The following is a 25,077-nucleotide window of genomic DNA, read 5'->3' as shown; positions in this document are numbered from 1 at the left end:
GGCCGCGCGGGGGTGTATACACCCCCCCCCCCCCCCCCCCGCCCCCGCGCCCCCCCCCCCCCCGGGGGGGGGGGGCCCCCCCGCCGCTCGTCGTACGGGCGGCCGGCGAACCGGCCACGGCGGCCCGGCGTCCCTCCCCCCATGAAGACGTTCACGCACGGGATACGCCAGCTCCTGCTCTTCGGGATCCTCCAGGCCCGCTGCTGCGCCTTCGCCTTCGCGCTCATCGGCGGCATCGCCGTCTCCACCCTGCTGCCCGAACTGCCGATAGGCCGCTACGACCTGCTGCTGCTGTACGGGATCGGGCTCACCCTGCTCGCCTGGAAGGTCGGCTGGGACACCGGGCGGGACGTCGCCGTCATCGCCGGCTGCCATGTCATCGGTCTGCTCTTCGAGTTGGTCAAGGTGCGGATGGGGTCGTGGAGTTACCCGGAGGCGGCGCTGACGAAGATCGGCGGGGTGCCGCTGTACGGCGGCTTCCTCTACGCGGCACTCGGCAGTTACGTCTGCCGGGCGTGGCGGCTGCTCGACCTGCGTCTTACGGGCTACCGGCCGCGGGTGACGGCGGTCCTCGCCGGCGCCGTGTACGTCAACTTCTTCAGTCATCACTGGCTGCCGGACGCCCGCTGGGCCCTGGCCGCGCTGCTCCTCGCCGCGACGGCGGGGACCTGGGTGCGGTTCCGGGTGGGCGAGCGGGACCACCGGATGCCGCTGGCCCTGTCGTTCGTCCTGATCGGCTTCTTCCTGTGGGTCGCGGAGAACGCCGCCACGTACGTCGGCGCCTGGAGCTACCCGAACCAGCTGGACGGCTGGCGGCCGGTGTCGTTCGCCAAGTTCGGCGCGTGGGCGCTGCTGATCACGGTCACCTTCGTCCTGACGGCCCACCGGGGGAATGTCCTGGCGCCCCGCCGGAGCTCGGAATAGGCATTCCGTGCACTCCTCGCGACGACGTGCTACAGTCAACAGCAGTTGCAGTCGTGGTTCCCAAAGAAACTTACAAGTGCCTTTGACGATTCGACATCGTCAGGCACTTTCTGTGTTTTCGGTGCAGTTTTCCGGACGGGGCAATCATCACGCGCGACTCCGGGGTCCGCACAGTGCGGTTCCCAGGGCTACGCCCCGAAGGAGATTTGACATGGCTAACGGCACCGTGAAGTGGTTCAACGCTGAAAAGGGCTTCGGCTTCATCGAGCAGGAGGGTGGCGGCCCGGACGTCTTCGCCCACTACTCCAACATCGCCACCTCTGGCTTCCGTGAGCTCCAGGAAGGCCAGAAGGTGACCTTCGACGTCACGCAGGGCCAGAAGGGCCCCCAGGCGGAGAACATTCTCCCCGCCTGACGTTGACACGTCCGACGCAGCTGGGGTCCTCACCCGTGTGGTGAGGGCCCCGGCTCGTTGCATTTTCCAGACGTTTTCACGGACCGGAAGCCGATTCCCACCCCTTCGGCATGGCCGGATCCGCACGCATATGGCGTTCGGTACGTTCCTGTAATTCATTGGGCCGCCAGCCCGCCGCGAATTCCTCGAAGCGCACCGTCTCGAGGAAGGCCCCCATGGACAGCACGCACAGCACCTCCCGTACGGACAAGGCACGACGCGCCGCCGCGGCGCGGGACGAATTCGCGGTGACGGCCTCCGTCACCCCCGCCCTGCCGCCGGCCGCCACCTTCGCCGAGCTCGACCTGCCGGCCGAGGTCCTCGCCGTACTCACCGGTCTCGGCGTCGACGAGCCCTTCCCGATCCAGTCCGCGACGCTGCCCGACGCCCTCGCGGGCCGTGACGTCCTCGGGCGCGGGCGCACCGGCTCCGGCAAGACCCTCGCCTTCGGCCTGCCCCTGCTCGTACGCCTCGCGGGACGGCGTGCCGAGGCCCGGAAGCCGCTCGCGCTGGTCCTGGTGCCCACCCGTGAACTGGCCCAGCAGGTCACCGACGCGCTCGACCCCTTCGCACGTGCCCTGAAGCTGCGCCTGGCCACCGTCGTCGGCGGTATGTCGATCGGGCGGCAGGCCACGGCGCTGCGCGACGGGGCCGAGGTCCTGGTCGCCACGCCGGGCCGGCTCATGGACCTCGTCGAGCGCAAGGACTGCCGTCTGGAGCGGGTGAGCGTCACCGTCCTCGACGAGGCCGACCAGATGGCCGACATGGGCTTCATGCCGCAGGTCACCGAGCTGCTCGACCTGGTGCGCCAGGAGGGCCAGCGGATGCTGTTCTCCGCGACGCTCGACCGCAACGTCGACCTGCTCGTCGAGCGCTACCTCACGGACCCCGTCGTCCACTCCGTCGACCCGTCGGCCGCCACCGTCTCCACCATGGACCACCACGTGCTCCAGGTGCACGGGGCGGACAAGTTCGCCACGGCCACGGAGATCGCGGCCCGCGAGGGACGCGTCATCATGTTCCTGGCCACGAAGGCCGCCGTCGACCGCTTCACCAAGCACCTCCTCGGCAGCGGCGTGCGCGCCGCCGCGCTCCACGGCGGGAAGTCCCAGCCGCTGCGGACCCGCACCCTGGACCGCTTCCGGAGCGGCGAGGTCCCGGTCCTCGTCGCCACCAACGTCGCGGCGCGCGGCATCCACGTCGACGAGGTCGACCTCGTCGTGAACGTCGACCCGCCCGCCGACCACAAGGACTACCTGCACCGGGGCGGGCGCACCGCGCGGGCCGGCGAGTCCGGGGCCGTCGTCACCCTCGTCACCTCCGAGGAGCGGCGGGACGTGGCCCGTCTCATGGCGGAGGCCGGGATCCGCGCCCAGGTCACCCCGGTCCGCTCGGGCGAGGCCGAACTGAGCCGCCTCACGGGCGCGCGTACGCCCTCCGGCGTACCCGTCGACGGCAGCGCGCCGAGCCAGGAGAAGCCCAAGCGCGGCGGCGCCGCCTTCCGGGGCATCGGCACCGTCCCGGGCCGCCCCGGCCGCGCCAAGAACGAGTCCCGGCGGGCCGCGGAGGCCCGTAAGACGGCCGAGGCACGCCAGGCCGCGAGGATCCGCCGCGGCGGATCCTGACCCCAGCGGGCCGGCGCGCTCCGCGCGGGCCTGACGGGTGATTTCGGCTGAGGGTCAGCGCAGGGGCAGCCGTACTTCGATGGTCTTGCCGCCCTGCGGCAGGAGACAGAGTCGGATCTCCAGCGCGAGCAGCCTGATGAGGGGCCAGCCGAAGCCGCCCTCCCCCGGGCCGAAGTCACGTTTCCGCCCTCGCGCGTCCGTGAGGTGGGGCAGCTCACCGCTCGTGTCCGCGACGGTGATCGTCACCGTGCCCCCGTCGCTCTCGACTCCGAAGCCGGTGAGGCCTCCTCCGTGCCGCAGCGCGTTGCTCACCAGCTCGGAGGTCACCAGGAGGGCGTCGCCCAGGGCTGTCGGGGACGGCGATCGTCCCGTACCGGCCCCGGCGCCGACTCCGGCTCCGGCTCCGGCTCCGGCTCGTGCGAACGCTTCCGTCACCCGGGCCCGCGCGTCGGCGGCGTCGCGCGGGACCCATGACCGGACGCTGTCCGACGTGCGATGTCCTGAGGTCACAGCTCTGCCCACCCGGTCTCTCGTTCCGCCCGGCTCTTCCCATCGTTCACGGGGCCCCTTCCCCGACCCACGCGTCGCATTCCCCCTGCCCCTCGTCCGGGTGGTGGACGTTCTCGTGCGATGACACAAAGACGCTGGCGGGGGGGATGTTGCGGGGCGGGTGGGGCAGACGCGCCGTACGGCCTTCCGGGTGACGTGGGCCGTCGGACCGGAGGGTGAGTGGTATGAGCGACCGTGCGAACGGGCGGGGACGTGACGAGACCGCGGATGAACGCGCGGACCGGCAGTGGCAGGACGTGCTGCAGGAGATACGGGTGGCGCAGACGGGTGTGCAGATCCTTCTCGGGTTCTTGCTGACCGTCGTCTTCACCCCCAGGTTCGCGGGCCTCGGTTCCACGGACAAGGGGATCTACGTCGTGACGGTGATCCTCGGGTCCCTGGCCACGGGCGCGCTCATCGGCCCTGTCTCCTTCCACCGTCTCGTCTCCGGACGGCGGCTCAAGCCCCAGGCGGTCGTCTGGGCGTCCCGGCTCGTCATGATCGGGATCCTGCTCCTGGTCGCCACCCTCACCTCCGCGCTCTTCCTCATCCTGCGCGTGGCGATCGACGACTCCCTCGTCGCCTGGCTGGTGGCGCCGGTGCTCGCCTGGTACCTGCTGTGCTGGTTCGCCCTGCCGCTCTGGGCCCGGCGCCGCCACGGCTCGAACGGTGACGAGTGACGCACCCGGGGGCGGGTAGCCGCACGGCGTACCCCGCCGAACACGCCGGAAGGAGCACCATCATGCCTCGCGGATCCAGCCCCAAGCGGGAACGGCAGTACGAGCACATCAAGGAGAGCGCGGAGGACCGCGGCGAGAGCACGGAGCGCGCCAAGGAGATCGCCGCCCGCACCGTGAACAAGGAACGGGCCCGGCACGGCGAGTCCAAGACCTCCAGCAAGCTCTCCCGGGAGGACATGTCGTCCGGTGAGCGCGGAGGCCGGCGCTCGCACAGCGGCGCCCAGGGGCGCACGTACGACCAGCTCTACGAGGAGGCCAAGCGCCGCAACATCGACGGCCGCTCGAAGATGAACAAGGCGGACCTCAAGCGCGCCCTCGGCGGCGACAGCTGAGGTGGCCCGCTGGCCGAGGTGGCCCGACCGGTCGCTGGAGGCGGACGCTCCCGGGCGTGGTCAGAGATCCTGGACGCGCCGGAACGGGCGGTCCGCCTCCAGCGCGAACGCGACCTCCAGGAGGGTCCGTTCGCTGCCGGGCCGGCCCGAGAACATGACGCCGATGGGCAGCCCCGCCTCCGTCGCGCGCGCGGCGGGTACCGAGATCGACGGCGTACCGACGACGTTGTTCACGGGGGTGAACGCGACGTACGCGAGGATCCGTTCGATCAGGTCCCGGTAGGGGACGGCCGGACTGAGGTGGCCGATCTCGGGCGTGGTGTGGGCCAGTACGGGTGTGAGGACCAGGTCGAGCCCGCGGAACGCCGCCGCGTACGCCTCCCTCGTACGCCTCAGCCGCCGCAGCACGCCCGGAGTGCGCCGCCAGCTCCGCAGGTAGTGCTCGCGCAGCCCCCGGCTGAGGCCGTCCATCCGGCGCCGGTCGAAGTCGGCGCCGAAGGACCGGCCGGTGACGCCGAGGAGGAACGACAGCATCCCCCAGTAGGTGAGGAAGTCCTCGGTGAAGCGGGGGTCGAGGGTCAGTTCCACGGGTACCACCGTGTGGCCGAGCCGTTCCAGCGTGGCCGCCGTCTCCGTGACGGCCGCCCGGGTGGCGGTGTCGGCGGGGACGCCGTTCGGTGAGTCGAGCAGGAACCCGATGCGCAGCCGTCGGTCCGAGGGGCCCTCGACCAGGCCGAGGGGCGGCAGCTTCGGGTTGCGCCAGTGCGTCTCGGCCGCGGCGAGGAACGCGGCGGTGTCCCGTACGGAACGGCTCACGACGCCGTCGGAGACGATGTCGAGGGGAAGTTGACGGCTCTGGGCGTTCGTCACGACCCGGCCGCGGGTCGGCTTGAGGCCGACGAGTCCGCAGCAGGCGGCCGGGATGCGGATGGAGCCGCCGCCGTCGTTGGCGTGGGCGATCGGCACCGCCCCGGCGGCGACGAGCGCCGCGCTGCCGCCGGACGAACCACCCGCCGAGTAGTGCGTGTTCCACGGGTTGCGCACCGGCTCGGCGCCCTCGTACTCCGTGGCGGGGCTGAATCCGAACTCGGGCAGCCGGGTCTTGCCGAGGACGGTGACGCCGCTGCTCAGGAACTGCCGTGTGAAGGGCGCGTGCCGCCGCGCGACCCGCGGGGTGAAGGCGGCGCTGCCGTGTCCTGTGGGCAGGCCCAGGTAGTCGGTGTTGTCCTTGACGAACGTCGGCACCCCGGCGAGCGCTCCCCCTCCCCCGCCGACAGCCCGCGCGGGAGGGTCGAGGTGCACCTGGACCGCACGGAGCCGCTCCTCCACCGTCCGTACCCGGTCGGCCGCGTCCCGGGCGGCCTCCGCTGCGCCGACCTCACCCCGCCGGATCGCCTCGGCGAGCCCGACGGCGTCGTACTCCCCCAGCGCGTCGTCCCGGAAGGCGTGCACCGTCGCCCGTTCCTCGAAAGTCGTCACCGCTGCCTCAGCCCCCGGCCGTGTGGATGGTTGCCCGCAAGAATGCCCTACCAACCGGTAACACGCGAGGGGTTCGGCCGCCGTCCCCCTCCCTTCCGGCCGGGCGGCCCGGTGCAGAATGACGCCATGACCATGGAGATCACCCCCGTGCGGGTGTTGCGAGCCGGCGCCGGACCGGAACCGGCCGTGCCGCCCCTCGCCGACGGGACGGTGGCGCTCTGGCTGCTGCGGGTGGCGGAGGACCCCGAGGCGTACGGCCTCCTCGACGCCGAGGAGCGGCGGCGGTGGAAGGCGCTGGTACGGGCGGAGGACCGGGCGCGGTACCTGGCCGCGCACGGGGGGTTGCGGCGCCTGCTCGGGCGCTATCTGGACATGCCCTCGGGCAAGGTCGCGTTCGTCAGGGAGGACTGCCCGCTCTGCGGGGGGCCGCACGGCCGGCCGGCCGTGCGGGGCGGCGGGATCCACTTCTCCCTCTCGCACAGCGGGGACCTGGTGTTCGTCGGTGTCGCCGCGAGGCCCGTGGGCGTGGACGTCGAGGCGTATCCGGAGGCCGCGGTGTCGGACCTGGTCGCGGGCAGCCTGCACCCGAGGGAGCGGGAGGAGTTCGGCCGACTGCCCATGGACCTGCGGCCGACCGCGTTCACCCGGTGCTGGGTGCGCAAGGAGGCGTACCTCAAGGGCACGGGCGAAGGGCTCGCCGGCGGGCTCGAGCGGACGTACGTGGGCACGGGTCCCGAGCCGGCCGCCGTGCCGGGCTGGTCCCTCACCGACGTGCCGGTCGGGCCCTCCTTCGCGGCGGCCGTCGCCGTCTCACACGGGGCCGGTGGCGGCCGCCCCTCCGGCGACGTACCGGCGCAGGGACGCGAGGGACACCACGTCAAGGCTGTCCGCGAAGACCCGTCCCGGGCCCGGAGGCACGGGCAGCAGGGACGGGACGACCAGGACGGCGCAGCCCGCGGCGGAGGCGGAGGCCGCCCCGTCGGGTGAGTCCTCGACGGCCACACAGGCCGCGCCCGGTACACCGAGGCGCAGGGCGGCCTCGCGGTACGGGTCGGGGTGCGGCTTCGTGCGTACGGTGTCGTCGACGGAGAGGGTGAAGGCGAAGGGGACGTGCGCGAGCGCGCCGCCGGTCACCGAGTCGACCACCGACCGCGGTGACGCGCTCACCAGGGCGAACGGCACGCCTGCGCGCTCCAGTTCGGCGAGGAGCCGTGCCGCTCCAGGGCGCAGCGGCGCGCCCCGGTCGACGCGCTCCTGGAAGGCGGCGGTCAGCTCCGTCGCGACCCTGGCCGCGTCCGGTGTGTCGACGAGGGTGCCGTCCATGTCGAAGAGGACGGCGGCGAGTTCGCTCACCGCTCCGCCCTCGGCGCGACGAGCACGGGGTGCGGGGCGAGGCCGAGGGTGACGCGGGCGCCGGGGGCGAGCGCGCCGCTCGGCCGCCTTGACCTTTTGGACAGCATGGCGGAGCGGGCCGGGATCGTCGCCCACTACGGTGAGCACCTGATCGACGCGGTCCCCGCCGGGAGCGACGACGCCCGGCTCCTGCGCGTCCGCCGGGGAAGCCCTCTGCTGCGCCAGCGGCACCTCACCAGCAATCCGGACGGCCGCCCCATCGAGTGGACCGAGGACCGCTACCGGGCGGGCAGCGTCACGTTCAACGTGAGCAACTCGGTGGGCACGGCCCCGCTGGTCCGGGACCCCGGCGCGCTGCTCAGGTGAGGCCGGGGCGGGCGCTCATGCGACGCCCTGGCGCGGCGCCCGGAAACGCCGCAGTGGTGGCCGGGATCTCTCCCGACCACCACTGCGAGGGTGAAACATCGTGTCCAAGGGGGGACTTGAACCCCCACGCCCGATAAAGGGCACTAGCACCTCAAGCTAGCGCGTCTGCCATTCCGCCACTTGGACAAGGCGTGTGTCGTCCCCCTCGGTGATCATCCGTGGGGGCGACGGAGATGAATATATCAGGGGTCAGGCGTGCGATTCATCTGCGTTTCCCGTGGTCAGCGCGGTGGAGAGGCATGCCGACGGCTCGTGTACGGTACGTCACCGCCGACATGCTCACCGTGTCCGCGAATGCTTCACTCGGGGTATGCCTTTCGACAGCTACGGCGTGCTCGCGGGAACCCTCCACCGCCATTTCCGCGACCAGCCGGACAGCCAGGGCCGCTGGTTCCACGTCAATCTGGAGGTGGACGCGCCCGACGGGCGCTACCACTGCGCCATCGACGTCGACAGCCACAAGTCCAACGTCGGGGTGCGGTGGAAGACCTTCACCCTGGAGGCGGCGCTGATCGGCCCGGCCGCGGCCCTCGCACCGGGCTACCACGACCTCGCCCCCACGCCCGGCTCCGGGGCGCTCGACTACCTGCGCCACCCGGAACTGGTGGACCGCGCCGGCGTCCTGTTCCAGCGCCGCCCACCGTCCTGGCTGCAGGACCTCCTCGATCTGCTCGGCTCGCGGCCCTGGCACGCGGGCTCCAACGTCGAGGCCTCCGACGCGCTGGAACCGATGCTGGTGCCGGGCCGGCGGGTCCTCGTCTTCGGCGAACCGTTCGACGACGATCCCGAGGGAGACCTCGGCATGCACAACATCCACCAGAACCAGGGCGACCCGGCGGGCTCCCAGTGGTGGGCGGAGAACGGGATCTGGCAGGACGGCGCGACGCTCACCCAGCGTCCCGACGGCCGGTACGACGTCTTCCTGAACGCGTTCTCCAGCCAGGCGGGACGTACGGACAGCGCGGGTCACCCCACGGGGTGAGCACCGGCGGCGCTAAGGGCGGACGCCCTCACCTGCCGGCCGAGAGCGCGCCGAGACCCTTGCTGAGGTCCTCGCGGTTCATGACCGGCGTGTACGAGAGCTTGGCGCCCAGTTCCATGAAGAAGGGCTCGGAGATCTTCGGCATCTGGGAGGGATCGGCCAGGTCGAAGAAGAGGTACGCCGTCCGGCAGCCGTTCTCGGCGCCGAAGTAGGCGGCTTCGGGACGGAGCTCGCTCAGCGCGCTCTCCATCAGCTTCTGCAGGGTGCCCTGCCTGATGGCCTCGTTGGAGGCCGGAGTGTCCATCTGAACCTTCAGCAGCATGCGCATGGCGCGGCCTTTCGCGACCGGGCAGGCACGCCGTTCGGTACGCCCTCGATACCCGGACGCCCTTCGTTCCAGCGTCCTCCCTCCCTGTCGACGGGACCAGTCGGGGGGGCAGAACGGGCCGTCCTGCCGGCCAGGGGCCGGTTCGTGGCCGGCCCTGGCCGGTCAGTGGCCCGCGAGTTCGCCGGTGAGCCTGCCGTGGAGGTCGGCGCTGGGGTGGTTGAGGCCGGTGATCTCGACGGTCTTGCCGCGCTGGGCGTACTTGGTCTCGATGGCGTCGAGGGCGGCGACCGAGGAGGCGTCCCAGATGTGGGCGGCGGACAGGTCGATCACGACCTTGTCCGGGTCGCCCGCGTAGTCGAACCGCCCGACGATGTCGTTGGAGGAGGCGAAGAACAGTTCGCCGGTGACGCGGTAGACGGCGGTGGCGTCGTCGGGGGCGGTCACGGGGGTGACCTCGGCGACGTGGGCGACGCGCTTGGCGAAGATGACCATGGCGGTGACCGAGCCGACGACGACGCCGACGGCGAGGTTGTGGGTGGTCACGACGCAGACGACGGTGATCACCATGACGGCGATCTCCCCGGCGGGCATCCGCCGGAGCGTCTTCGGGGCGACGGAGTGCCAGTCGAAGGTCGCGAAGGTCACCATGACCATGACGGCGACCAGGGCGGCCATCGGGATGTCGGAGACGACCGGCCCGAACACGACGCAGAGCACCATCAGGAACGCGCCGGCGAGGAACGTCGACAGGCGGGTGCGGGCGCCGGAGACCTTCACGTTGATCATCGTCTGTCCGATCATGGCGCAGCCGCCCATGCCGCCGAAGAAGCCCGTGACGATGTTCGCGATGCCCTGGCCGATGGACTCGCGGGTCTTGTTGGAGGGGGTGTCGGTGATGTCGTCGACGAGCTTGGCGGTCATCAGCGACTCCATCAGACCGACGAGCGCCATGGCGAAGGCGTACGGGGCGATGGTGGTCAGGGTGTCCAGGGTGAACGGCACGGCGGGCAGGCCCGGTACCGGAAGGGAGGAGGGCAGGGCGCCCTTGTCGCCGACGGTCGGTACGGCGATCCCGGCCGCGACGGTGATCGCCGTGAGGATGACGATCGACACGAGCGGCGCCGGGACGACGGTCGTGATCCTCGGGAAGAACACCATGAGGGCGAGGCCGCCGACGACCAGCGGATACACGGCCCACGGCACGTTCCGTACCTCGGGGACCTGGGCCATGAACATCAGGATCGCGAGCGAGTTGACGAAGCCGACCATCACCGAGCGGGGGATGAACCGCACCAGCCTCGCCACCCCGAGCGCGCCGAGCACGACCTGGAGGACACCGGCGAGGATGACCGCGGCGACCAGGTGGCCGAGACCGTGCTCACGGTTCAGCGGGGCGATCACCAGGGCGACGGCGCCGGTGGCCGCGGAGATCATCGCGCGGCGACCGCCGACGACGGACAGGACGGCGGCCATCGTGAACGAGGAGAACAGACCGACCGCCGGATCGACGCCGGCGATGATCGAGAAAGAGATCGCCTCGGGGATCAGCGCGAGCCCGACGACGAGGCCGGCCAGCACCTCGGTGCGCCATACCTTCGGATCACGCAGCCAGTCGGGCTTCAGACCGCGCAGGTACGCGGCCGGGGACATGGCGGAAGCGGGAGAGGACAAAGAACGGAAACCTGTCGGGCTCGGGCACACCCCTGGTCGGCGGCCGGGACGCGCGAGACGCCTCGGGCCGGCCGGGGCGTGCGGGACGCGGAGGAGCCGGGGGCCCCATCGGCCCCGACACGTCATCGGGGAGGCGGCGGCGCGCCACTCTCACCCGCGGCAACTCTACCCGCCCTACGGAACCCGCCGTCGTGCGCCGGTCACGCCCGTGGGGACGGAGGGGCCATGATCACCCAGCGGAGGGCCCCCGTGATCGCCCGGCCTCCCGGACGGGCCAGCGGCAGCATCAGCCGGGTGGCGGCCGGCGGGTCCAGGGCCGCCCTCGCCCAGGCGGGCAGCAGCTCGACCGCCGCGGCCGCCAGAAAGCGGTAGGGGAGCCTGGCGAGCGCCGGCAGCGGTGGTTCCGAGAGCAGGAAACGGGCCGCCGACCGGGAGGCGGGCGTGGCCCGCAGCTCGGGCCGGTACTCGGTCAGGCGAGCCGTGAGCGCGGCGCGGGTCCCGGGCGGCCGTTCCACCCCCAGGCGCCGCGCCACCTGGGCCATGTCGGCCACGTAACCGTCCGCCGCGACCGGGCCGAGCGGAGCACGTCCGTACCGTTGGTGGGCCCTCAGGAAGCAGGCCGTCTCCGCGACGTGCACCCAGCCGAGGAGGTGGGGGTCAGAGGCGTGGTACGGCACGCCCTCGGGCGTCGTCCCGTGGATGCGGCCGTGCACCTCCCGTACCCGTGCCACGGCGGCTTCCGCGTCCTCGCTGGTCCCGAACGTCGTGACGGCCAGGAACGTGCTGGTCCGCTGGAGCCGTCCCCAGGGGTCGCCCTGGAAGCCGGAGTGGGCCGCGACCGCCGCCATCGCGGTCGGGTGCAGGGACTGGAGCAGGAGGGCGGCGAGGCCGCCGATGTACATGGACGCGTCCCCGTGCACGACCCGGATGGGACGGTCGGGGCCGAACCAGCGCGGGCCCGGTGTGCCGTGGATGCGCGCCCGTTTCCGGTGCGCCTCGGGGCCCGCGACCCGGTGGAGCAGGGACTCACCGGCTCGCTCCCGCAAGGCGCCGACGCACGACGGTGACCGAGGCACACCTTCAGTATGGCTCCGCGCGCTGGGTGGCTGTCACCCGTATGCCCGGCACCCGCTGCGCATGAAGCGGTCGGCGGGCGGGCAGCCGCCTCCTGGCGGTCGGGGCCCTGGCACCCGTACAGCCGCCGCCGTCAGTCGAGTGGTCCGCGGAACCGAGCGATGTGCCGCCGGTGCTCGGAGGTGAGCGGTACGTCATGTGGTACTCGGAGGCGATCGATGAGCTTTCCCCTGCCCGACAGCGTCCACGCCCTCAAGGGCATGATCGGGCGCGAGGTCACCGCACTGCGCGCGACGGTACGCCGGAACACGGAACGGCCCCTGGGCAAGACGGCCGGTGCCGAGATGGCGTCGCCGTTGCAGTCCCTGGCGGTGCTTCCGCCCTCCGCGGAGGTGGACGGGGCGACGCGGTGCCTGTGCAGCACCCACGAGCCGGGCGGCAGCGGGATCTGCTCGGTGCTCGCCGCGATCCCGGTCTCCGCCGTGCTGCTCGAACCGGTGGGGGACGCGTCGGGCTCCGTCCTGGACTTCCGGATCGTGGCCGGCAACCGGGTCCGGTCGGCTGACTGGCTTGAGGCGCCGGACCATCAGGTCGGCCAGCGGTTCCTGGAGGCACGGCCGGGCGCGGCGAACTCGGGGCTGCTCGCCGCCCTCGCGGACGTCGTGGAGTCCGGCAAACCCCTGGACGGGCTCGTCGTCGACTACACGGAGCAGCGGCTCGGCCGGATCCACCGCGCTCCGCTCCTGTACTCCGCGGCCCGCTGCGGCGAACAGGTCCTCGCGACGTGGCGGCCCGTGCAGAGCCAGGCGGAGCTGCTGACGATCGACGCGCAGTTCCTGGCGTCGATGGGGTGGGGGAACTGGGATCTGCTCTCCGGGAAGGTGACCTGGTCGGAGGGGCTGAGCCGGATCTTCCACGCCGATGTGCGCATGCCGTGGACCCTGGACCAGTTGTGCGACGCGCTGCTGCCGGACGACCTGACGGCGTTCTCCGAGTTCCTCACCTCGGTTCTCGCGGGCGAGGAGCCCGCCTGGACCCGGATCCGTTTCGTGGTCCTGGGCGAGCTCCGCACGCTCGACCTCCTCGGGCGGCCCGTCACCGGTACGGACGGCCGGACGTGGGCCGTCAACCTGGTGGCCCGCGACCTCACCCCGCAGATCCGCAGCCGTCGTCGGCTCGCCGAGACGGAGCGGGAGTCGGACCGGCTGCGCCGGCAGACCGAAGCGGAACGGCGGGTCGCCGACGCGCTGCGCGAGGCGATCCTGCCCACGCACTCGGAGGCGCTGGCGGCCGTCGGCCTCACGGTGGCCGCCTCCTACCGGCCGGCCGAGCCCGACGCCGCGGTGGGCGGCGACTGGTACAAGTGCCGGCTGCTCTCGGACGGCCGGGTGCTCGTGGCGATCGGTGACGCGTCGGGGCACGGTCTTGACGCCGTCGCGCGGATGGCGCAGCAGCGGCACGCGCTGGCGGGCCTCGCGCAGACGGATTCGTCCGCCGGGGAGATCACGACCTGGATGAACGACCTGGTGTGCAGCGATCCCGCGGGGCAGACGGCCACGATGGTGGCCGGCCACCTCGACGACGACAAGGTCCTCCACTGGGCCGACGCGGGCCACCCCGCGCCGCTGCTGCTGCGCGACGGGCACGCCGAGCCGCTGGCGACGGAGCAGCGCGGCCCGCTCCTCGGCGCGCTGCCGGGGTACGCGTACGAGACCTCGTCGACCCCGCTCCTGCCGGGCGATCTGCTGGTGCTCTACACCGACGGCATGGTCGAGCGCCGGGACGAGGACGTGACCGTGGGGATCGACCGGCTCGCCCGCGCGGTGGAGGCGTCGTCGCCCGCGGTCCCCCAGCAGGTGATCGACGCCCTGCTGGCGGATCCGGAGATCGCGGGCCACGGGGACGACGCGTGCGTGCTGGCGATCCGGGTGGAGTGAGGACGCGGTCAGTCGCCGAGGAGGCGGCGGGCCTCCGAGAGGAGGCGGAGGAGTTCGGTGCGGGAGGGGTCGTCGGGCGCGTCCGGGGCCGGCAGGCGTCGGGTGTGGGTGACGAGGACGTTCAGGGCGACGGCGGCCTGACGGGCGAAGAGACACAGCAGGTCGAGTTCCGTCAGGCTGGACCGGGCCTGTGGGGACGGGTCGAGTACCTCGAGGACGCCGAGGACGCGGTTCCCGTGGATGAGGGGGGCGGCCATCAGCGCGTTCGGGACGTAGCCGGTGGACTCGGCGATGTCCCGGTCGAAGGGCGCGCTGTCGTGCAGGTCGTCGACCACCATCGGCTCCCCCGACGCGGCCACCCACCCGGCGATCCCCCGGCCGGCCGGGAACCGCCGGCCGACCAGGAAGTCCTGCCCCTGCCCGGAGACGGCCTCGAAGACGAGCTCGTCCGCCGCGGCCTCCAGGAGCAGGATGGAGCTCGCCTGGGCGCCGAAGAGGGCGCGCGCGGTGTCCACCACCGACTGGAGCAGCTCCTCCATGGCCGGATCGGGTTGACGTGCCGCGGACGCGACGGGGGTGATCGTCTGGGCCATGGGGGTTCCCTTCCGGCGCCGGGCGTTACCGGCGCCCGTGGACACGGACGTTGGCTGCGGACAGGTACAGGGCGTTCTTCAGCTGGAACGGCGTCAGCCGGGGGTGACTCGACAGGATCCGCGCGCAGAGGCCCGCGATGAACGGGGTGGCGAAGCTGTTGCCGGAGCTGCGGATCGACGTGCCGCCGAGCCAAGCCACCTGGACCCGCTGGCCCGGGGCGAAGAACTCCACCGGCGGATCGGGGTTGTAGAGGTGGAGGTCCGGGTCGTCCTCCTGGTGGCTGCCCACCGAGATCACCGAGGAGAAGCGCCAGGGAAAGCTTTCCACGTGGGTGTTGTGCGCGGAGGCGACGATCACGGTCTGCTGGAAGTACGCCTCGTCGGCGAGCCGGCGCAGCTCCTCCACGAAGCGGTCGCTGCTGGTGGACAGGCTCAGGTTCACCACGTCGAACCGCTGCCGTACGGCCCACCGGATGCCCTCCAGCAGGACGTCCCCGCTGCCGGAGAAACGTTCACCGAGGACCCGGACGCTGGTCAGCTCGCAGTCCGGCGCGGTGCGCCTGATGATCCCGGCGCAGGCGGTGCCGTGACCGCAGGCGTCGCCCTCGTCCGTCTCCTCGACGTGGACGCCTTCGTCGTCCTTGAAGACGCGCCAGGAGCCGTCGACCCGGCCGACCATGGGGTGGTCCCGCTCGACACCCGAGTCGACGACGCAGACGCGGATGCCGCGCCCCGTACCCCCGAGGAGGCCGAGGCCGTCCTCGGGCGCGTCCGGTGGCCCGTCGGCCTCCACGGGTACGTCCGCGGGGCCACGCCCGCGCAGTCCCCAGGTGAGTCCGGGCGTCGCCGGTGGCCGCAGGGTCGTCATCGTGGTGCCTCCTCTCCGGCGTCGGTGAGCGGTTCGACGGCGTCGCGGGAGTCGGGGGCGGACTCGGGCTCGGGCCGGGGGGCTCCCGCCGCACCCGGCGTACGCCTCCGGACCCCGTCCCAGGCACCCGACGCGTCGGTCTCCCGTACGGGGGCTGCTGTGGCGTCGCGTACGCCGGGCGCTTCGACCTCTCGTAGGCCGGGCGCTCTTTCGCGTACGCCGGGCGCTTCGATTACGCGTACACCGGACGCCTCGGCCACGGCCTCCGCCTGGCGTGCGGCGGGGAGATGGCCCTTGGCCACGAAGCAGCCGCGGGCCCGCGTCGCCGCTTCTGCCGCGTCGGCCGGGCGGCCGAGCGCGAGGGCCGTGCGGGCGAGGTCCAGGGCGGCGAGGCCCTGGACGATGGGCGAGTCGGTCCGACCGGCGGTGGCGAGCGCCCGCGCGGCCAGCCTGGTGGCGGCCGTCGACTGCCCTCGCGCCGCGGCGATCCGGGCGCGCAGGCCGTCGAGGTCGGCCGACTCGGCGCGTGCTCGGGCCGGTTCGTCCCGCTCCTCCCCCTCCAGTTCGGCGAGGGTGCGGTGGGCGGTACGCCAGTCGCCGAGGTCCAGCCGGATGCGGGCGGCGTCGAGCAGGGCACCGTGCAGCAGCCCCGTGGCGCCGAGTTCCCGCGCGGAAGCGGCGGCCCGCTCCAGGCTCCGGAGGGCCTCCTCCGGGCGGCCGGTCAGGTCCGCGACGGTCGCGGCGAAGATCGGCAGGAACGCGTCGGCCTCGGCGTACCCCAGCCGCTTCGCCAGCTGATCCGCCTCGGCGAGGCAGGCCAGGGCCCCGTCACGGTCGTCGTGGAGGGCGAGGAGCACCGCCAGGGGGCAGTTGAGCGTCAGCCGGACGGCCCGGCGCCCGGCGCCTTGGTCGGCGAGGAGTCCACGGCAGCGGGCGATGGCGTCCGCGACGGGCTGGGGGCCTCGCCACAGCGAGACCCCCGTCGCCCCGAGGGCCGCGGCCCGCTCCGGCTCCGCGTCCGCGCGTACCGCGTGGTCGAGCGCACGGGTGAGCAGCCGTTCCGCCGCCCGGTGCCGGCCCTGTTCCTGGGCGCGCTGGGCGAGCCGGAGGCAGGCCTTGGCCTGGCCGAGGTCGTCGCCGGCCGCGGCGAAGACCGGGAGGGTGGCGCCGGCGGCTTCGGCGGCCGACTCGTCCCTTCCGGCGGACGGCCCGACGGAGGCCAGGGCGAGCCGGGCGTGCGCGGCCTCGACGACGACCTCCGCGACGACGGCGCCGTCGTCGTGGAGGGGTGAGGGGCCGGACGGGTCGCCGGAAGCGCCGGAGGCGCCGCAGGACTGGGCGCCGGATGGGGCGTCCGTCGCGTCGTTGCGTGCGCTCGCGGATGGGGTGCCGGTCGGGGCGCCGGGTGTGTGCGCCGCCTCCGCCAGGACCTCTTCGAGCAGTGTCCTGCCTTCCGGGCCGCGACCCAGGTCCAGGAGCGTCTGGCCCAGTCGCCGGCGGGCCGACGTGCTGCCCGGTTCGCCCGGTGCGTAGCGGGCCGTGGCCCTCGAAAGGAGGTCGGCGGCCCATACGGGGTCGGCGTGGGCGAGTGCCAGCCGGCCGGCCTCGGCGAGAGCGTTCGCGGCGCGTCGGCGCAGCCCGTCGGTGTGCGGGTCCTGCGCGCCCAGCTCGACCCGGTAGCGGTACGCGTGTTCCAGGTGGGCGCCGACCGCGGCGCTGCCCCGTTCCCGGACCGAGTCGAGTCGTGCCGCCCGTTCGTGCCGGTCGGCCCGGTCCATCTTGGACTGGCTGGCGTAGACGACCTCCTGGATCAGCCCTCCGGCGAAGCGGAACGCCTCGCCGTCCGGCCTGATCAGACGGTGCAGGACCAGTCGGTGCAGCGTGGAGCGGAGTTCGGAACCGGTCCACGCCTCCGCCGGAGGGCCGGCGAGCGCGGTCAGTTCCTGCGCGGTGAAGTCGCCGCCGACGACGGACGCCAGGCCGAGCGCCCGGTGTTCCGGCGGGTCGAGCGCGTCGATCCGGGCACCGATCAGGGCCTGGAGCTGGAGCGGGACGCTGTCCGCGTCGACCGCGTCCCCCGCGACCAGCAGCTGCTCCAGGTGCAGCGGATTCCCGCCCACCCGCGCCAGAACCCCGGGGTCGAGCGGCTCGCCGCTCGCCGTCCCCCCGGTCAGCTCGGCCGCGAGCAGCTGGGCCTCGGCGTCGGAGAGCCCGCCGAGCGGCACCGCGTCCACGGCCAGTTCGGGACGGATGTCGAACAGTTGGGGGCGAGTGAGGAGAACGATCAGGACGGCGGCGTCCGTCAGCGCGCGCAGCAACCGGTCGAGGGCCTCGAAGAGCGGCCGCGCCGCCCAGTGGCAGTCGTCGATCACCAGCACGACGGGGTGCGTCGCCGACAGCTCCGCGAGGACCTTGGCCAGTGCCGCGCAGGTGTCCGCCGGCGACGGGTTGGGCGTCCCGTCCAGGAGCAGACCTCCGTCGAGCAGGTCGAGTTCGGGCGACGGAGCGGGCCTGCCGCCGGTCTTCAGGAGGTCCGCCACGGCGTCGGCGAGCGGTCCGAGGCTGGGCTGTTCGCCACGGGCCCGACAGCGTCCGACTCCGTGGTGCGGGCGGCCGGGACCGGGCATGGTCGTGGCCCTCGTGACCCTCGTCGCCCTCGTGGCCTCCTGCGGGGTCGTCGGCGTCGTCGCGGTCGTCGCGGTCGTCGCGGTCGTCACCAGCGCCGTCGGCGTCGTCGCCGTCGTCACCAGCGCCGTCGTCGTCCTCGCCCGGTGCATCCACTCCCGTACCAGCCTCGTCTTGCCCTGGCCCGCCTCCCCGCCGACCACCAGGCGGCCGGCCCGGCGGGTCCGTACCACCTGCCCCAACGCCTGCTCCAGTAGCGCGAGTTCACTGGCCCGGCCGACGAACCCGAGGTCGAAGCGGCGCAGTGCCTCCGGGCCGTCCCCCTCGTCCAGGCCGAGGAGGCGGTACGCGGGGACGCGGTCGCTCTTGCCTTTCAGCAGCAGCGGGCCGGTCTCCGTCGTCCGGATGCCCGGCCCCGCTGCCGCCAGGGTGTCGGGGCCGATGAGGATCTCCCCCGCGGCGGCGTTCTGTTCAAGCCTCGCGGCCACGTTGACCGGTTCGCCGGAGACCATCGCCTGTCGCAGGTTCGCCGAACCAGCCACCACCTGTCCGGTGTTGACGCCGATGCGCATCTGGAGGCGTACGCCGACGGCCGGTTCGAGACGGGCGTTGAGCCCGGCGAGCGCCTCGCGCATGGCGAGGGCTGCCGCGAGCGCCCGGCGGGCGTCGTCCTCCCGTACGGCCGGCACGCCGAAGACGGCCATCACGGCGTCGCCGATGAACTTCTCCACGGTGCCGCCCTGGTCCTCGATCCGCAGCCGCATCAGGTCGAACCAGCGGAGCGTCACCGAGCGCAGGGTCTCCGCGTCCAGCGCTCCGGAGAGCGCCGTGGAGCCCACCAGGTCGCAGAAGAGGACGGTCACCACCTTGCGGCCGGTCGGTCTGGCCATGACCGGCCCGGTGGTGCTCGGGCTGCCGCACGAGGGGCAGAACCGGGCGCCGGGCGGCAGTGCGCTCCGGCACGAGGCGCAGGACATGGGTTCCTCCGGTGGACGCGGGACGGCGGGGCGGCCGGGGTTCAGAAGAGGGCGCCGCCCGCGACGTCGGCATGGGCCTGTACCTCGGGGGCCGCCGCGTCGAGCCGTCCCCTGATGTCGACGAGCAGGGCCAGCTCCTCGGGGGTGAGCGCGCGCAGGACCTCGTGCTGCTCGTCGCTGAGGGCGTCCAGGTCGAAGCCCGCGGCGGCGAGCGCCTCCAGGGAGGGCGGAGCGGTGTCGTCGGTCACGGGTGTCCTCCTGGGGTCGTGGCGAGGGAGAGGAAGAGCCGGGTGAGCAGGTGGGTCGTGTGCAGCGCGCTGACGGAGACGGCGGTCCGCCGGGCGGGGGTCGGCGCGAGTGCGTCGAGTACGCGGTAGAGGTCGTCGAGGTGGCCTCCGTCGAGTTCCGCGTGCTCCCTGAGGGTGCGGAACGCGCCGTCGGGGAACCCGGTGGCCGCGGCGAGGCGGTCGGCGAGCCGCGGCCCGGGGGCGTTGCCCTCCAGGACCGCGATGTAGCCGAGCAGGGCGACGGGGTGCTCGTGCTCGATCCGGTAGTACTGCGCCCCGGCGAGTTCGACGGCGACGGGGTGCGGCACGACGTCCGGCCCGGCACCGGTGGCGGCCAGGTCGTCGAGCAGCCAGAGGTCGTGGCCGCGCTCCTCCTCGGCGTGGCGGAGGCAGTACGCCGCGAGGAGCCGCGCGGCCGGGTCGTCCAGCTCGGCGCACCGCGCGGCGGCCCGCTGGAGGAGCGGCACCGAGGCCCGTACGAGCGGGTACATGGCGGCCAGATAGCGCGGGTAGCGCTGCCGCAGGCCGTCCGGCCGCCAGAGGGACGCGATCGCGGCCCGCAGAACGGGCGCGGTGGGCGTCAGCGTGGTCCTGAGGGTGAGGGACGCGGTGGTGTTCATCGGCGGCTCCACGTGTTCATCGGCTGCTCCGCTCCTCTGCGGGAGGCGACTCGACCAGGTGCGCGTAGCGGGCGCAGCCCAGGCGGCGTACCAGGGCGGTGGGTCCGGCGGCCAGCTGCTCCTGGGCGCTGAGCCGGTCGAGCAGTTCACCGACCCGGCCGCCGGCGTCACGGGCCGCGCCCGCGAGGACCTCGGGGCGGTCGGCGAGTGCGTGGCAGCTGCGGCAATAGCCGGCCGGGGCGGGCGAGGTCGCGTAACGGGCGTGCAGCCGCTGCGGGCCGACGGCCCGCAGCATCCGCAGCACCGGGGAGCCGAGGGAGCGGGCGCGGACGGCCGGCCAGTCGTCCTCCGCGATGTGGCCGAGCCGCAGGTGCGGGGGGACGGGGCGCCGGTCCACCGTCCACTGGTTGCAGCAGGCCGCGACCGTCCCGTCGAAGGCGACCACCGGCCAGGCGGCGAGGGCGCACGGCGCCGTCAGGGAGCCGCCGGGTCCGGGCGGTGTACCGCGGACGAGGCCCGCGGCGCGGCCGAGCGGCCGGACCTCGTTGACGAGGAGCGGCACCCGGCCGGCGAAGACGCGGCCGATGTCCGCGACCGCTTCCGCGAGATACGGGTCGTCGGGGCCGGTCCCGGTGAGGTGGACGCTGACGGGGGTGCCGGCGTCGAGGACGGACCGCAGGACGCGCAGCACGTCGGCGCGCGGGACCTCGCGCTCGTGGTGGACGTCGAGGCTCGCCGAGAAGTGGTCGAGAGCCGTGATCGCCCGCATGATCCGGTCCGGGACGCGCCCTTCACGGGCGAAGAACATCCCGCTGAGCAGCGCGACCCGGGAACCCGCTTCGCGCGCGCGTCCCGCCAGGCGGACGACCAGCTCCGGCAGCAGCAGTGGTTCGCCGCCGGTGAGCATGACCACTTCGGGGCGGTCGTCCGTACCGAACGAGTCGACGAAGCGCAGGAGTTGCTCGGGGTCGGGCCGTTCGGACACCGACAGGGAGGAGTCGGTGGAGCAGTGCGCGCAGCTCAGGGGGCAGCGGCGGGTGAGCGCCACGAGAAGGCCGCCGCAGGGCACCGGCCGCAGGCCGATCAGCTCCGCCAGGTCCATGTCGCCTCCTCCGTGCGCCTCTGTGCTCGCGCGCCGCTCGTACGCCACGCGGGGCGCCGCTCGTACGCCACGCGGGGGCGTCGCTCGTGCGTCGCTCGTCGTCGCGCAGGGCGTCGCACGGATCGTGACGCGGGCCGCCAGACTTCCGGTTCGGAAACGCCTGGTCATCGGTTAATTCGCAGGCCGGGGCGGGTGCTCGGGAGCGAGCATGTCGTGCGTCGGCGTGCGCGGCCGGCTCCCCGGAAGGCGTTCCGCGCCCCCGTCGTCGCCGTATACCGGCCTCGAACCGACGACCAGGCGTTCCCATACCGAGCATCCGTACGTTCATTCCCAGCCGGCGCAGCGACGCCGCCGACCAAGGAGGACGAACATGCCCGAGAACACGAACCCGAAGCCCGAGGACGAGGACATCGAGGTCGTCGCCCACAGCGAGGACGAGGAGGCCGAGGCCGGCTGCGTCGTCAACAACTCCAGCGACCTCTCCTGACCGAGATCGCCGAGTTCTGAAGCACCGCGCGGGCCACCCGGTTCTCGGCAGATCGTGCCAGGAACCGGGGGGCCCGCGGCCCACCCGGGCCCATTCCCCCTACCCGCCCGCCACCGCCCGAGGGAGCACGCACGTCGTGAAGATCCTGCTCTGCCCGCTCAGCGACGGCGGCTACCTCTACCCGGCGATCGCGGCCGGGCGTGAACTGCGGCGCCGTGGCCACGAGGTCAGCGTCCTCTGCCGGTCCACGGCCGCGCCCTTCGTGGCGGAGGCCGGACTTCCGTTCGCGGCCGCGGAGGACTTCGGCGGCCGCCAGGCCTTCTCCGCCACCTGGTGGGGGAAGACCGGCCCGGCACAGTACCGGGCCACCCTGCGCGCCGCCCGCGACGCGGGCGCCGACGTGCTGGTCACCTCCGTGCTGTGCAACGGCGCCCTGCTCGCCGCCGAGGCCCTGGACGTTCCCGTGGTCGTGATCGGGCTCTCGGTCCACCTCTGGGACTACCGGACGGGCGGCGACGACGAACCGCACCTCGGCAGGACCCGGGCGAGCAGGACCCTCGACAGCCGGGAGATCCACACCGCCACGCGCGAGGAGGTCGGCCTGGCGGGGCGCGCGCCCCGATGGGACGACCCGCTGCCCGGTGACGCACTGCTGCTCCGCGGGGACCCGGCGCTCGAGTATCCGGGCGCGGAACTCCCCGAGCGCGTACGACACGTGGGCCCGCTGGCGTGGGAACCGAAGCCCGATCCGGCGGAGGTCGAGGCGGTCGCGGACCACGTGGCACGGTCCGGAAAACCCGTCGTCTACGTCCACCTGGGCCGCTTCTTCGGGGGGAACAGCCTGTGGCCCCGGCTCAACGAGGCGTTCACCGGCGGCCGGTTCCAGGCCGTGGTCGAGCAGGGCCGGTCCACCGAGCCCCGGCCCGCGCCGGGCGCCGACATCCTGCTGGTCCGCAAGCCGTGGATGGGCCCGCTCGTCGACCTGGCCGGGATGGTGCTGGCCAACGGCACCTCCGCTCCGGTCCTGGCCGCCCTCCTGCGCGGCCGGCCCCTCGCGCTCTCGCCCAACGGCTCCGAGCAGCCGCTGCTCACCGGTGCCTGCGTACGGGCCGGCGTGGCCGTGCGCGTACCGAACAGCCCGTCCGCCGATGATCCGTCGGCGCTGCTCGAGCGGGCGTGGCACGACGAAGGTCTGCGGGGCCGCGCCCGCGCGCTCGGCGGCAGGCTGGCCGCGCCGGACAGCGCGGCGCGCGCGGCCGACGTCGTCGAGCGCGTCGCCCAGGCATCCGCAACCCCGAAGGAGGACCATGAGTACGCGATCAGCCGGTCTCGATGAGGCCGTGACGAGTCTGTCCGCGGGTGTGCGGCACTGGATCGGGCAGCACGCGGGATACCTCGACTCACCCGCCGGGCGCGCCGAGTTGCCGGTGACCCCGCGCGTCAAGGCCCTCCTCCAGCTCGCGCTGCTCCGCCGCCACTGGGGGCACGCGGTGCCCGACGACCCGGCGCTCGCCGGGGTCGCCGACGTGGTCGGACGGGCCTGGGAGCGACCGGAGTTCCCGCAGCTCCTGACTCTCGACCGGCGGTACGCGCGGCAGTTCGAGCTGATGTACGCGGCGCTCACACCGGCCGGGGCCGACACCGACGCGCCGCGCGCCGTGCTGGCCCGGCTGACGGCCGACGGCTACCTGGCGCCGCGACGGAAGTCGCCGTACCTGCACCTGGAGGCCAGGTACTACGCCGATCTCGCGGGCGTCGAGCACCGGTTCGCCCCGTACCGGGAGCTGTACGCGGCCAGCCTTCCGGCCAGGGCCGCCACGCTGCCCTCGGCCGACCTCGACGTGTGCGTGGTCACCCACACCGTCTTCTACCTCAGTGACTTCGGCCTGCGGGACCCCGGCCTGACCGAGGAGGCCCGGGGGCAGCTGCTCGGTGTCGTGGAGCGGCTCACGGAGCGCTGCGTGGGGCTCGGCGAATGGGACCTGGTGGGCAAGCTGTTGCTCACCCAGTTCTGCCTGGGTGCGGACCCGCTGAGCACCCCGTCGGGGGCGGCCGGTTTCCGGATGCTCGCCGAGGTCCAGACGCCGGGCGGCGCGATCCCCGGACGGTCCGTCGCCCGGCGGGCGCCGGCGGACGCGACGCCGGTGGACTTCTTCCGGAAGTCCTACCAGGCGACCCTCGTCACGGCGCTCGCCACGCTGATCGCCACGAGCGGCGGACACCGGACCGGCGGACTCGCCACGGCGGGGGCCTCGGCAGTGCGGGAGGAGACACGATGACCACGGACCAGGCGATGACCACCACGGACCAGGCCACAACCACCGAGCGGATCCTGACGACTGAGCGGACCCTGACCGCTGAGGGGACCCTGACGACTGAGATGGCCCCGACCACCGTGTCGGCCCCGGTCACCGCGCCGGCCCCGACGACCGGGCCGGTCCTGACCCCCGCGCCGGCCCCGACCACCAGCCCCATCCCCTCCAGCGCGCGTCTCCTCCGGGGCGAGCGGAACTGGTGGTTCCTCGGGCCCGGCGGGGTGGCCCGGCTCGGTGACCGGCACGTCTCCGACGACGGGGCCCTGCGCCCCGAGGCGGCGGACCGGCTGCGCGACAGCGGCATGTTCACCCCCGCCCGCGTACGGGCGTACGCCCTCACCGTCCTCACCAGCACCCACTGCAACCTGGGCTGCGGCTACTGCTTCCAGAACACCGCGCAGGACGAGGCGGGCGGCAGCCGGCCGCCCCGGATCGCCAGGACCCGTCTCTCCTCCGAGACGATCACCTCGATCCTCGGCTTCACCGAGCGGCAGATGGCCGCCGTCGGCCTGGAGAAGCTCAGGATCCTCCTCTTCGGCGGGGAGCCGCTGCTCAACCCGCGCGGTTGTCTGGAACTCCTGGAGCGGGCCGCGGACATCGCGCCGACATCGGCCTGGATGATCTCCAACGCGACGCTGCTCACCCCCTCGCTCGCGCGGCGGCTCTCCGACCGCGGCCTGACCTCCGTCCAGGTCACCTTCGACGGCGACCGCGCCGATCACGACCGGATCCGGATCGGCAGGGCGGACGGCAGCGGGACCTTCGACAAGATCGTCCGCAACATCGTGAAGGCCTCCGAGGTGACCCCGCTCCAGTGGACGCTGCGGGTCAACGTCTCCCAGGAGACCTTCCACGGCGTCGACGCACTGATCGACCGGCTCGTGGGCGCCGTCGACCCGGCGCGGTGCACCCTGTACTTCGCCCGGGTCGGGGACGTGGGCGTCGGATACGCCAACAGCCTGCTGCACACCGGTGAACTGTCGGCCGCCTTCACCCGGTGGCAGCGCAGGGCGCTCGACCTCGGCTTCACCGTGAGCCGCCCCGGGGCCCGGAAGACCTGCGTCACCTGCGGTCACGCCGACGGCCGTTACGGGGCGGTGGTCAGCGCCGACGGCACTCTGGCCAGCTGCTGGGAGACCGCGGGAAAGCCCGACTGGGAGGTCGGTACGGTCGCCGACGGCTATCTGCCCGGTGCGGAGACCCGTGACCGCTGGATCGCCTGCCAGGACCTGTACCGCTACGACGAGAACGCGCGGACGCTCGCGCGGTTCCGTGACGTCGTGGACACGGCCCTGCTCGACCATATGCAGGAGACGGGGCGCCTGTAGC

23 protein-coding genes, 1 tRNA gene and 2 pseudogenes are annotated in these 25,077 nt (G+C 73.4%); 12 read left to right on the top strand and 14 right to left on the bottom strand.

The features are described 5' to 3' along the window. Positions 1–141 precede the first annotated feature (141 nt). Complete coding sequence (locus tag ACIRB7_RS11430; protein WP_403595711.1) at positions 142–924, top strand: DUF817 domain-containing protein; 783 nt, start codon at positions 142–144, stop codon at positions 922–924. Between the two features lie 211 nt (positions 925–1,135). After that, positions 1,136–1,339 (top strand): cold-shock protein, encoded by a 204-nt coding sequence (locus ACIRB7_RS11425; RefSeq protein ID WP_030218719.1) that lies wholly within the window; start codon positions 1,136–1,138, stop codon positions 1,337–1,339. A gap of 76 nt (positions 1,340–1,415) precedes the next feature. Here the strand turns inward: ACIRB7_RS11425 and ACIRB7_RS11420 are convergent, their stop codons facing one another. Beyond that, positions 1,416–1,565: a hypothetical protein gene (locus ACIRB7_RS11420; protein ID WP_403595708.1), complete on the bottom strand. Its 150-nt coding sequence runs from the start codon at positions 1,563–1,565 to the stop codon at positions 1,416–1,418. Here ACIRB7_RS11420 and ACIRB7_RS11415 point away from each other — a divergent pair. After that, a complete protein-coding gene (locus ACIRB7_RS11415; RefSeq protein ID WP_403595705.1) occupies positions 1,555–3,003 on the top strand; it encodes a DEAD/DEAH box helicase in 1,449 nt (482 codons plus the stop codon). The genes ACIRB7_RS11420 and ACIRB7_RS11415 overlap by 11 nt on opposite strands. Positions 3,004–3,057: 54 nt before the next feature. Here the strand turns inward: ACIRB7_RS11415 and ACIRB7_RS11410 are convergent, their stop codons facing one another. Then, a complete protein-coding gene (locus ACIRB7_RS11410) occupies positions 3,058–3,513 on the bottom strand; it encodes an ATP-binding protein (RefSeq protein ID WP_403595702.1) in 456 nt (151 codons plus the stop codon). 224 nt (positions 3,514–3,737) lie between these two features. On the opposite strand from ACIRB7_RS11410, the gene ACIRB7_RS11405 reads away from it, so the two are divergent. Both ACIRB7_RS11405 and ACIRB7_RS11400 read left to right on the top strand, forming a co-directional pair. Further along, on the top strand, positions 3,738–4,232 hold the full coding sequence (locus ACIRB7_RS11405; RefSeq protein ID WP_403595699.1) for a DUF6328 family protein: 495 nt from the start codon (positions 3,738–3,740) through the stop codon (positions 4,230–4,232). A 62-nt stretch (positions 4,233–4,294) separates the two neighbouring features. After that, on the top strand, positions 4,295–4,624 hold the full coding sequence (locus ACIRB7_RS11400) for a plasmid stabilization protein (protein WP_403595696.1): 330 nt from the start codon (positions 4,295–4,297) through the stop codon (positions 4,622–4,624). A 60-nt stretch (positions 4,625–4,684) separates the two neighbouring features. Here the strand turns inward: ACIRB7_RS11400 and ACIRB7_RS11395 are convergent, their stop codons facing one another. Next, the gene (locus tag ACIRB7_RS11395; RefSeq protein WP_403595693.1) at positions 4,685–6,103 is read right to left on the bottom strand and encodes an amidase; all 1,419 of its coding nucleotides are present in this window, start codon (positions 6,101–6,103) and stop codon (positions 4,685–4,687) included. A 42-nt stretch (positions 6,104–6,145) separates the two neighbouring features. On the opposite strand from ACIRB7_RS11395, the pseudogene ACIRB7_RS11390 reads away from it, so the two are divergent. After that, positions 6,146–6,805 (top strand): annotated as a pseudogene (locus tag ACIRB7_RS11390) (4'-phosphopantetheinyl transferase family protein); the annotation flags it as partial. Positions 6,806–6,913: 108 nt separating this feature from the next. Here the strand turns inward: ACIRB7_RS11390 and ACIRB7_RS11385 are convergent. Further along, positions 6,914–7,456, bottom strand: coding sequence for an HAD family hydrolase (locus ACIRB7_RS11385; protein ID WP_403595691.1), 543 nt, complete (start codon positions 7,454–7,456; stop codon positions 6,914–6,916). A gap of 99 nt (positions 7,457–7,555) precedes the next feature. Here ACIRB7_RS11385 and ACIRB7_RS11380 point away from each other — a divergent pair. After that, positions 7,556–7,822 (top strand): annotated as a pseudogene (locus ACIRB7_RS11380) (UTRA domain-containing protein); the annotation flags it as partial. 101 nt (positions 7,823–7,923) lie between these two features. Here the strand turns inward: ACIRB7_RS11380 and ACIRB7_RS11375 are convergent. Then, a tRNA-Leu gene (locus ACIRB7_RS11375) sits at positions 7,924–8,008 on the bottom strand. Between the two features lie 184 nt (positions 8,009–8,192). Between ACIRB7_RS11375 and ACIRB7_RS11370 the strand changes: the two genes are divergently transcribed. Next, complete coding sequence (locus ACIRB7_RS11370) at positions 8,193–8,864, top strand: DUF2278 family protein (protein ID WP_403595688.1); 672 nt, start codon at positions 8,193–8,195, stop codon at positions 8,862–8,864. A 28-nt stretch (positions 8,865–8,892) separates the two neighbouring features. On the opposite strand, the gene ACIRB7_RS11365 is transcribed toward ACIRB7_RS11370, so the two are convergent. From ACIRB7_RS11365 to ACIRB7_RS11355, 3 genes are all read right to left on the bottom strand, one after another. Next, positions 8,893–9,192 (bottom strand): hypothetical protein, encoded by a 300-nt coding sequence (locus ACIRB7_RS11365; RefSeq protein WP_403595686.1) that lies wholly within the window; start codon positions 9,190–9,192, stop codon positions 8,893–8,895. Between the two features lie 162 nt (positions 9,193–9,354). Continuing rightward, on the bottom strand, positions 9,355–10,842 hold the full coding sequence (locus tag ACIRB7_RS11360) for a SulP family inorganic anion transporter (RefSeq protein WP_403595684.1): 1,488 nt from the start codon (positions 10,840–10,842) through the stop codon (positions 9,355–9,357). A 221-nt stretch (positions 10,843–11,063) separates the two neighbouring features. Further along, complete coding sequence (locus ACIRB7_RS11355) at positions 11,064–11,939, bottom strand: oxygenase MpaB family protein (protein WP_403595681.1); 876 nt, start codon at positions 11,937–11,939, stop codon at positions 11,064–11,066. Positions 11,940–12,155: 216 nt separating this feature from the next. On the opposite strand from ACIRB7_RS11355, the gene ACIRB7_RS11350 reads away from it, so the two are divergent. Beyond that, complete coding sequence (locus tag ACIRB7_RS11350) at positions 12,156–13,874, top strand: PP2C family protein-serine/threonine phosphatase (RefSeq protein ID WP_403595678.1); 1,719 nt, start codon at positions 12,156–12,158, stop codon at positions 13,872–13,874. A gap of 8 nt (positions 13,875–13,882) precedes the next feature. Here ACIRB7_RS11350 and ACIRB7_RS11345 read toward each other — a convergent pair whose 3' ends face one another. From ACIRB7_RS11345 to ACIRB7_RS11320, 6 genes are read right to left on the bottom strand one after another with little or no spacing between them, the layout of a single operon-like run. Then, complete coding sequence (locus tag ACIRB7_RS11345; protein ID WP_403595676.1) at positions 13,883–14,467, bottom strand: GAF domain-containing protein; 585 nt, start codon at positions 14,465–14,467, stop codon at positions 13,883–13,885. A 25-nt stretch (positions 14,468–14,492) separates the two neighbouring features. Beyond that, positions 14,493–15,335, bottom strand: coding sequence for a S8 family peptidase (locus tag ACIRB7_RS11340; protein ID WP_403595674.1), 843 nt, complete (start codon positions 15,333–15,335; stop codon positions 14,493–14,495). Further along, a complete protein-coding gene (locus ACIRB7_RS11335; protein WP_403595671.1) occupies positions 15,332–18,937 on the bottom strand; it encodes an adenylate/guanylate cyclase domain-containing protein in 3,606 nt (1,201 codons plus the stop codon). The genes ACIRB7_RS11340 and ACIRB7_RS11335 overlap by 4 nt, the downstream gene beginning before the upstream one ends. Positions 18,938–18,978: 41 nt before the next feature. Then, positions 18,979–19,185: an aroma-sacti cluster domain-containing protein gene (locus ACIRB7_RS11330; protein WP_403595668.1), complete on the bottom strand. Its 207-nt coding sequence runs from the start codon at positions 19,183–19,185 to the stop codon at positions 18,979–18,981. Next, complete coding sequence (locus tag ACIRB7_RS11325) at positions 19,182–19,844, bottom strand: iron-containing redox enzyme family protein (protein ID WP_403595665.1); 663 nt, start codon at positions 19,842–19,844, stop codon at positions 19,182–19,184. The genes ACIRB7_RS11330 and ACIRB7_RS11325 overlap by 4 nt, the downstream gene beginning before the upstream one ends. 16 nt (positions 19,845–19,860) lie before the next feature. Next, entirely contained in the window at positions 19,861–20,946 is a 1,086-nt protein-coding gene (locus ACIRB7_RS11320; protein WP_403595662.1) for a radical SAM protein, read from the bottom strand. Positions 20,947–21,569: 623 nt separating this feature from the next. Between ACIRB7_RS11320 and ACIRB7_RS11315 the strand changes: the two genes are divergently transcribed. The 3 genes from ACIRB7_RS11315 to ACIRB7_RS11305 all read left to right on the top strand — a co-directional run bounded on the left by ACIRB7_RS11315 (position 21,570) and on the right by ACIRB7_RS11305 (position 25,076). Further along, positions 21,570–22,769, top strand: a complete 1,200-nt coding sequence (locus ACIRB7_RS11315) for a glycosyltransferase (protein WP_403595659.1) — start codon at positions 21,570–21,572, stop codon at positions 22,767–22,769. Beyond that, positions 22,741–23,712, top strand: coding sequence for a DUF6895 family protein (locus tag ACIRB7_RS11310; protein WP_403595657.1), 972 nt, complete (start codon positions 22,741–22,743; stop codon positions 23,710–23,712). The genes ACIRB7_RS11315 and ACIRB7_RS11310 overlap by 29 nt, the downstream gene beginning before the upstream one ends. A 101-nt stretch (positions 23,713–23,813) precedes the next feature. Further along, positions 23,814–25,076 (top strand): radical SAM protein, encoded by a 1,263-nt coding sequence (locus ACIRB7_RS11305; protein WP_403596211.1) that lies wholly within the window; start codon positions 23,814–23,816, stop codon positions 25,074–25,076. The last annotated feature ends 1 nt before the right edge of the window (position 25,077 follow it).

Origin of the sequence: Streptomyces sp. NPDC093795, assembly GCF_044764665.1 — a bacterium.
In the GTDB taxonomy this organism is placed as follows: Bacteria; Actinomycetota; Actinomycetes; order Streptomycetales; family Streptomycetaceae; genus Streptomyces.
The sequence above is the reverse complement of the archived record's forward strand: the minus strand, read 5'-3'. Positions and strand labels throughout refer to the sequence as shown.

Bases quoted from the DNA above. Each gene is read 5' to 3' on its own strand.
- ACIRB7_RS11335 (WP_403595671.1), bottom strand. From the start codon at position 18,937: ATGTCCTGCGCCTCGTGCCGGAGCGCACTGCCGCCCGGCGCCCGGTTC.
- ACIRB7_RS11325 (WP_403595665.1), bottom strand. From the start codon at position 19,844: ATGAACACCACCGCGTCCCTCACCCTCAGGACCACGCTGACGCCCACC.
- ACIRB7_RS11425 (WP_030218719.1), top strand. From the start codon at position 1,136: ATGGCTAACGGCACCGTGAAGTGGTTCAACGCTGAAAAGGGCTTCGGC.
- ACIRB7_RS11365 (WP_403595686.1), bottom strand. From the start codon at position 9,192: ATGCGCATGCTGCTGAAGGTTCAGATGGACACTCCGGCCTCCAACGAG.
- ACIRB7_RS11305 (WP_403596211.1), top strand. From the start codon at position 23,814: ATGGCCCCGACCACCGTGTCGGCCCCGGTCACCGCGCCGGCCCCGACG.
- ACIRB7_RS11400 (WP_403595696.1), top strand. From the start codon at position 4,295: ATGCCTCGCGGATCCAGCCCCAAGCGGGAACGGCAGTACGAGCACATC.
- ACIRB7_RS11405 (WP_403595699.1), top strand. From the start codon at position 3,738: ATGAGCGACCGTGCGAACGGGCGGGGACGTGACGAGACCGCGGATGAA.
- ACIRB7_RS11320 (WP_403595662.1), bottom strand. From the start codon at position 20,946: ATGGACCTGGCGGAGCTGATCGGCCTGCGGCCGGTGCCCTGCGGCGGC.
- ACIRB7_RS11310 (WP_403595657.1), top strand. From the start codon at position 22,741: ATGAGTACGCGATCAGCCGGTCTCGATGAGGCCGTGACGAGTCTGTCC.
- ACIRB7_RS11360 (WP_403595684.1), bottom strand. From the start codon at position 10,842: ATGTCCCCGGCCGCGTACCTGCGCGGTCTGAAGCCCGACTGGCTGCGT.
- ACIRB7_RS11340 (WP_403595674.1), bottom strand. From the start codon at position 15,335: ATGACGACCCTGCGGCCACCGGCGACGCCCGGACTCACCTGGGGACTG.
- ACIRB7_RS11345 (WP_403595676.1), bottom strand. From the start codon at position 14,467: ATGGCCCAGACGATCACCCCCGTCGCGTCCGCGGCACGTCAACCCGAT.
- ACIRB7_RS11350 (WP_403595678.1), top strand. From the start codon at position 12,156: ATGAGCTTTCCCCTGCCCGACAGCGTCCACGCCCTCAAGGGCATGATC.
- ACIRB7_RS11415 (WP_403595705.1), top strand. From the start codon at position 1,555: ATGGACAGCACGCACAGCACCTCCCGTACGGACAAGGCACGACGCGCC.
- ACIRB7_RS11430 (WP_403595711.1), top strand. From the start codon at position 142: ATGAAGACGTTCACGCACGGGATACGCCAGCTCCTGCTCTTCGGGATC.
- ACIRB7_RS11370 (WP_403595688.1), top strand. From the start codon at position 8,193: ATGCCTTTCGACAGCTACGGCGTGCTCGCGGGAACCCTCCACCGCCAT.